We start from the raw sequence: 4,947 nt of genomic DNA on the forward strand, positions 1-4,947 counted from the left end.
CGTCAGGGGCGTGGAGATGCCGTGTTTCGATCCGCGCGTCCAGCCAGGCGTGGGGCTCGGGTACGCGCTCGCGCCGGGCGGCCCGCGCTACGACGCCCTGGAGCACGACCTCGATTTCGATCCCGTCCTGGGGCTGGGCTACAGCTTCCCCGAGGCTCGGCGGATCGGCGCCGAGCCCGCTCCCGCCGGGGTGCTGGACGAGGAGCGCGGGCGGCGTACCGCCCGGCTGCTGCGGCTCTGGAGCGGGCTCGACGCGCTCAACCTGTGCGTCTTCGCCTCCTCCCCCACGCGCCCGCTGACCATCGACCGCCTGACGGCGCTGGTCACCGCCGTGCTCGGCGACGGGTTCACGCTGGACGACCTGCTGGCCGCCGGGCAGCTCCGGCTGGACGAGCTGCGGGCGTACGCGGTCAGGGAGGGCGGCGGCCCCGGCGAGCTGCCCGCGCGCATGCACGACGAGCCGATCACGGAGGGCCGCCACAAGGGCGCGGTGCTCGACCGCGCCGCGTTCGCGCGGGCGAGCGCGGCGTTCTACGCGGAACTCGGTTGGCCGGATATTTCCCGATAGAACGGTTGATCTCCCTCTTGTTCGGTCGACGAGGCCGCTGTTATGGTCAAGTCAATCGTTTGACCTGCGTGAGGGAGATCATCGGGGATGGCTGTCACGATCGACCTGAGCGGGCGCACGGCGCTCGTCACGGGCGGCGCGGGCGGTCTCGGGCTGGCGTGCACCCGCGCGCTCGCCGAGGCCGGGGCCGACGTCGTGCTCTCCGACCTGGAGAGCCCTCGGCTCGCCGAGGCGGCGGCCGCGCTGGGCGTCACCGCCCGGCCCGCCGACCTCACCGACCGTTCCCAGGTGCGGGCGCTGGCCGCCGGTCCGGGCCGGATCGACGTGCTGGTGAACTGCGCCGGGGCCATGCGCACCACGCCGCTGCTGGACATCGAGCCGGACGAGTGGCTGCGGATCGTGGACACCAACCTCAACGCCGCCTTCTGGCTCACCCAGGCCGTCGGCCGGCGCATGACCGGGCAGGGCGGCGGCTCGATCGTCACCCTCGCCTCCGTCGCCGCCCGCTCCGGCCGCCCGGACGCGGCCCACTACTCCGCCACCAAGACGGCGCTGCTCTCCCTGACGAAATCGGCCGCCGAGGCGCTCGCCCCCGTACGGGTCAACGCGGTCTGCCCCGGCGTCTTCCTCACGCCCATGTGGGAGGAGATCATCCGCGACCGCGACCGCCGCTTCGGCCCCGGCGCGGGCGCGGGCTACCTGCGGGAGGTCGGCGAACGCTCGCCGCTGCGCCGCCCCGGCCGGCCGGAGGAGGTCGCCTCCGCGGTGTTGTTCCTGGCCAGCGACCTCGCGTCGTTCGTCACCGGCCAGGCGCTGAACGTCGACGGCGGGCTGGAGATGAACTGACCGTGCCCGCCGACCCCACGCAGACGTTCAAGCTGCTGCCCGCATTGTTCGGCGACCGCGCGATGGCCGGGATCTTCTCGGCCGAGCGCACCGTGCTCGCCTGGCTGCGCGCCGAGGCCGCGCTCTCCCTGGCCCAGGCCGAGGCGGGCGTCATCGGGGCGGCCGACGCGCGGGCCATCGCCGCGGCCTGCGTGCCGGCCACGATCGACCTCGACCGCCTGTGGGAGGAGGCGGCGAACGTGGGCTACCCGATCCTCCCCCTCGTACGGATGATCGCGGCGGCCCTGCCGGACGGGCCCGGCGGCCGGGTGCACTACGGCGCCACCACGCAGGACATCATGGACACCGGCCTCGCCCTGCAGATGGGCGAGGCCCTCGACCGCCTGGCCACGCTGCTCGGCTCCTTCGGCGAGGAGATCGCCCGCCTGGTGGCCGTGCACGCGGACACCGTCGCCGCCGCGCGCACGCACGCCCAGCAGGCGGTGCCCACGACGTTCGGGGCGAAGCTGGCGGTGCTGCTGGCGGAGGCGGCGCGGCAGCGCGAGCGGGTGGCCCGCGCCGCCCGCCAGGTGCGGGTCGTGTCGCTGTTCGGTGCCGGCGGCACGTCGGCGGCGATGGGCGAGCGCGCCCGCGAGGTGCGCGAGGGCATGGCCGGGCGGCTCGGCCTGCGCGCCACCGAGGTGCCCTGGCATGTGGCCAGGGACGGCGTCGCCGAGTTCGGCGTGACCTGCGCGGGCCTGGCGGCCACGGCCGCCCGCTTCGCCCACGAGATCGTGGACCTGTCCAGGACCGAGATCGGCGAGGTGCGCGAGGCCGGCGGCCACCACCGGGGAGCGTCCTCCACGATGCCGCAGAAGGCCAACCCCATCGGCTGCGAGGCCGTCATCGGCATGTCCGGCACGGCGGGCGCGCTCAGCTCCGGCCTGTTCCGCGCGATGGAGGCGGGCCACGAGCGTGCGGCCGGCGAGTGGCAGATCGAGTGGTACGTCGTGCCGCTGCTGGCTGAACTGGCCGCGGGCGCGCTGGCCACGGCCGCCGACGTGGCCGCCGGGCTGCGGGTCTACCCCGCCGCCATGCGGGCCAACCTGGGCGCCGAGGGCGGCCTGATCATGGCGGAGGCGTACATGATGCGCCTGGCCCCGGTGCTGGGCCGGGAGAAGGCGCACGACCTGGTCTACCGGGCGGCCCACGAGGCGCGCGAGCGCGGGCGGGCGCTGGCCGACGCCCTGCGCGACGTCGCCGGCCCCGACGACCTGGCGGGCCTGGGCGCGCTGCCCATCCCGCCCGAGTCCTACATCGGCGACGCCGGGGCGATCTGCGCCGCGGCCCTGGACGCATGGAGAAAGAGCGTTGAGTGAGAGACGGCTCGCGGACCTGCTGGCCATGTGGCGGATCCGCGCGTTCGAGGAGAAGGTGCGCGACCTGCGGGCCGAAGGCCCGATCGTGGGATCGGTGCACCTGTGCATCGGCCAGGAGGCCGTCCCCATCGGCGCGTGCGACGTGCTGGAGCCGCACGACGCGCTGTTCGCCACCTACCGCGGGCACGGCTGGGCGCTGGCCAGGGGCGTGCCGCCGCAGCCGCTGTTCGCCGAGCTGATGGGCCGGGCGAGCGGCGTCAACGGCGGCCGTGGCGGCTCGGCGTACTTTACGGCCGCCGAGCACGGGTTCCACGGCGAGAACTCGATCGTGGGCGCCGGCGCGCCGATCGCGTGCGGCGCCGCACTGGCGGGCAGGTTCGACGGCTCCGGCCGGGCCGCCGTGAGCGTGTTCGGCGACGGCGCGATGAACCAGGGCGCGGTGCACGAGGCGATGAACTTCGCCGCCGCCCTCTCCCTGCCGGTGGTCTTCGTCTGCGAGAACAACCGCTACTCGGAGCTGACGCCGATCGCCGACATGGTGCGCACGCCGCGTCTGGCCGTCCGCGCGGCCGCGTACGGGATGCCGGGGCACCGCGTCGACGGCAACGACGCCGAGGCGGTGCGCTTCCACATGCGCGACGCCCTGGAGGTCGCCCGCGAGGGCGGCGGGCCGACGCTGCTGGAGTGCGTGACCGAGCGGCTGGCCGGCCACTACATCGGCGACGCCGAGACCTACCGTCAGCCCGGGGAGCTGGAGCGGATCAGGCGCAGGGAGCCGATCGCCCGGCTGCGCGAGGGGCTGCTCGCCGACGGGGTGCCCGCCGCCGACGTCGACGCGGTGGAGCGCCGGGCTCGGGCGGAGATCGACTCCGCCGCCGCCGCGGCGCTCGACGCGCCGTTCGCCGACCCTGCGACCGCGAGGGAGCACCTGTATGCCTGACCGCGAGCTCACCTACGGCGAGGCCGTGAACGCGGCCCTGCACCGGCTCATGGAGGAGCTCCCGGAGACGCTGGTCTACGGCGAGGACGTGGGCGTGCCCGGCGGCGTGTTCGGCGTGACGAGGGGCCTGCGCAAGCGGTACGGCGACCGGGTGTTCGACACGCCGATCAGCGAGTCGGCCATCCTCGGCAGCGCGGTGGGCGCGGCGATGATGGGCCGCCGCCCGATCGTGGAGATCATGTGGGCCGACTTCTCCCTGGTGGCGCTCGACCAGATCGTCAACCAGGCGGCCAACGTGCGCTACGTCTCGGGCGGCCGGCTGAGCGCCCCGCTGACGATCCGCACCCAGCAGGGCGGCGCGCCGGGCGCGTGCGCCCAGCACTCGCAGTGCCTGGAGGCGCTGTTCCTGCACGTGCCGGGGCTGCGGGTGTGCATGCCGAGCACGCCGCAGGACGCCTACGACCTGCTGGTGACGGCCGTGCACGGCGACGACCCCACGCTGGTGATCGAGAACCGCACCCTGTACGCGGGCGCGAAGGAGCGGGTGCGGACCGGCGGTCCGGTCGCGCCGATGGGCGGGGCACGCACCCGCCGTACCGGCTCCGACGTCACGATCGTCACTTGGGGCGCGATGACGCACCGGGTGCTGGAGGCGGCCGGAACGCTGGCCGGCCAGGGGATGCACGCGGAGGTCGTGGAGACGCCGTGGCTCAACCCGTTCGACACCGGTGCCGTGCTGGAGAGCATCCGCCGCACCGGCAGGCTGGCGGTCGTGCACGAGGCGAACCTCACCGGCGGCTTCGGCGCGGAGGTCGTCGCCCGCGTGGCCGGCGCCGGCGTGCCGCTGCTCGCGCCGCCCCTCAGGATCGGCACGCCCGACGTGCGGATGCCGGCCGCGCCGACGCTGGCCCAGGCCCTGGTGCCCGGCGCCGGCCGCATCGCGGACGAGGTGCGCGCCCTCGTACGGCAGGAGGCGCCGCGATGAGAGGCGTCTGGCACTTCTCGTTCACGGTCGCCGACCTCGACAGGTCCGTGGCGTTCTACCGCGACCTGCTCGGCTTCGCCCTCGTGCACCGGCAGGAGCAGGACAACGCCTACACCCGCAGGCTGGTCGGCCACCCCGACGCCGTGCTCCGCGTCGCCCAGCTCGCCGTGCCCGGCCAGCCCCGCGGCCTCTCGACCCACGACCTGGAACTGGTCGAGTACGTACGCCCCCGCGGCCGCCCCCGTGACCC

6 protein-coding genes are annotated in these 4,947 nt (G+C 75.1%); all 6 read left to right on the plus strand.

Annotated elements, in window-relative coordinates:
• Positions 1–568, plus strand: a 568-nt coding sequence (locus tag GUY59_RS45980; protein ID WP_161715093.1) for an aldehyde ferredoxin oxidoreductase C-terminal domain-containing protein, incomplete at its 5' end; no start/stop codon positions are given.
• Positions 569–655: 87 nt separating this feature from the next.
• Positions 656–1,414 (plus strand): SDR family NAD(P)-dependent oxidoreductase, encoded by a 759-nt coding sequence (locus GUY59_RS45985; RefSeq protein WP_138208650.1) that lies wholly within the window; start codon positions 656–658, stop codon positions 1,412–1,414.
• A 2-nt stretch (positions 1,415–1,416) separates the two neighbouring features.
• The gene (locus GUY59_RS45990) at positions 1,417–2,772 is read left to right on the plus strand and encodes a class-II fumarase/aspartase family protein (RefSeq protein ID WP_201762138.1); all 1,356 of its coding nucleotides are present in this window, start codon (positions 1,417–1,419) and stop codon (positions 2,770–2,772) included.
• The gene (locus tag GUY59_RS48100) at positions 2,765–3,712 is read left to right on the plus strand and encodes a thiamine pyrophosphate-dependent dehydrogenase E1 component subunit alpha (RefSeq protein WP_212746369.1); all 948 of its coding nucleotides are present in this window, start codon (positions 2,765–2,767) and stop codon (positions 3,710–3,712) included. Before GUY59_RS45990 ends, GUY59_RS48100 begins: the two co-directional genes overlap by 8 nt.
• Positions 3,705–4,697, plus strand: coding sequence for an alpha-ketoacid dehydrogenase subunit beta (locus tag GUY59_RS48105; RefSeq protein WP_171055649.1), 993 nt, complete (start codon positions 3,705–3,707; stop codon positions 4,695–4,697). The genes GUY59_RS48100 and GUY59_RS48105 overlap by 8 nt, the downstream gene beginning before the upstream one ends.
• On the plus strand, positions 4,694–4,947 hold a 254-nt coding region (locus GUY59_RS46000; RefSeq protein WP_201762139.1), incomplete at its 3' end, for a VOC family protein. The genes GUY59_RS48105 and GUY59_RS46000, both read left to right, overlap by 4 nt.

Origin of the sequence: Nonomuraea sp. K271 (assembly GCF_009908215.1) — a bacterium.
Lineage (GTDB): Bacteria > Actinomycetota > Actinomycetes > Streptosporangiales > Streptosporangiaceae > Nonomuraea > Nonomuraea longispora.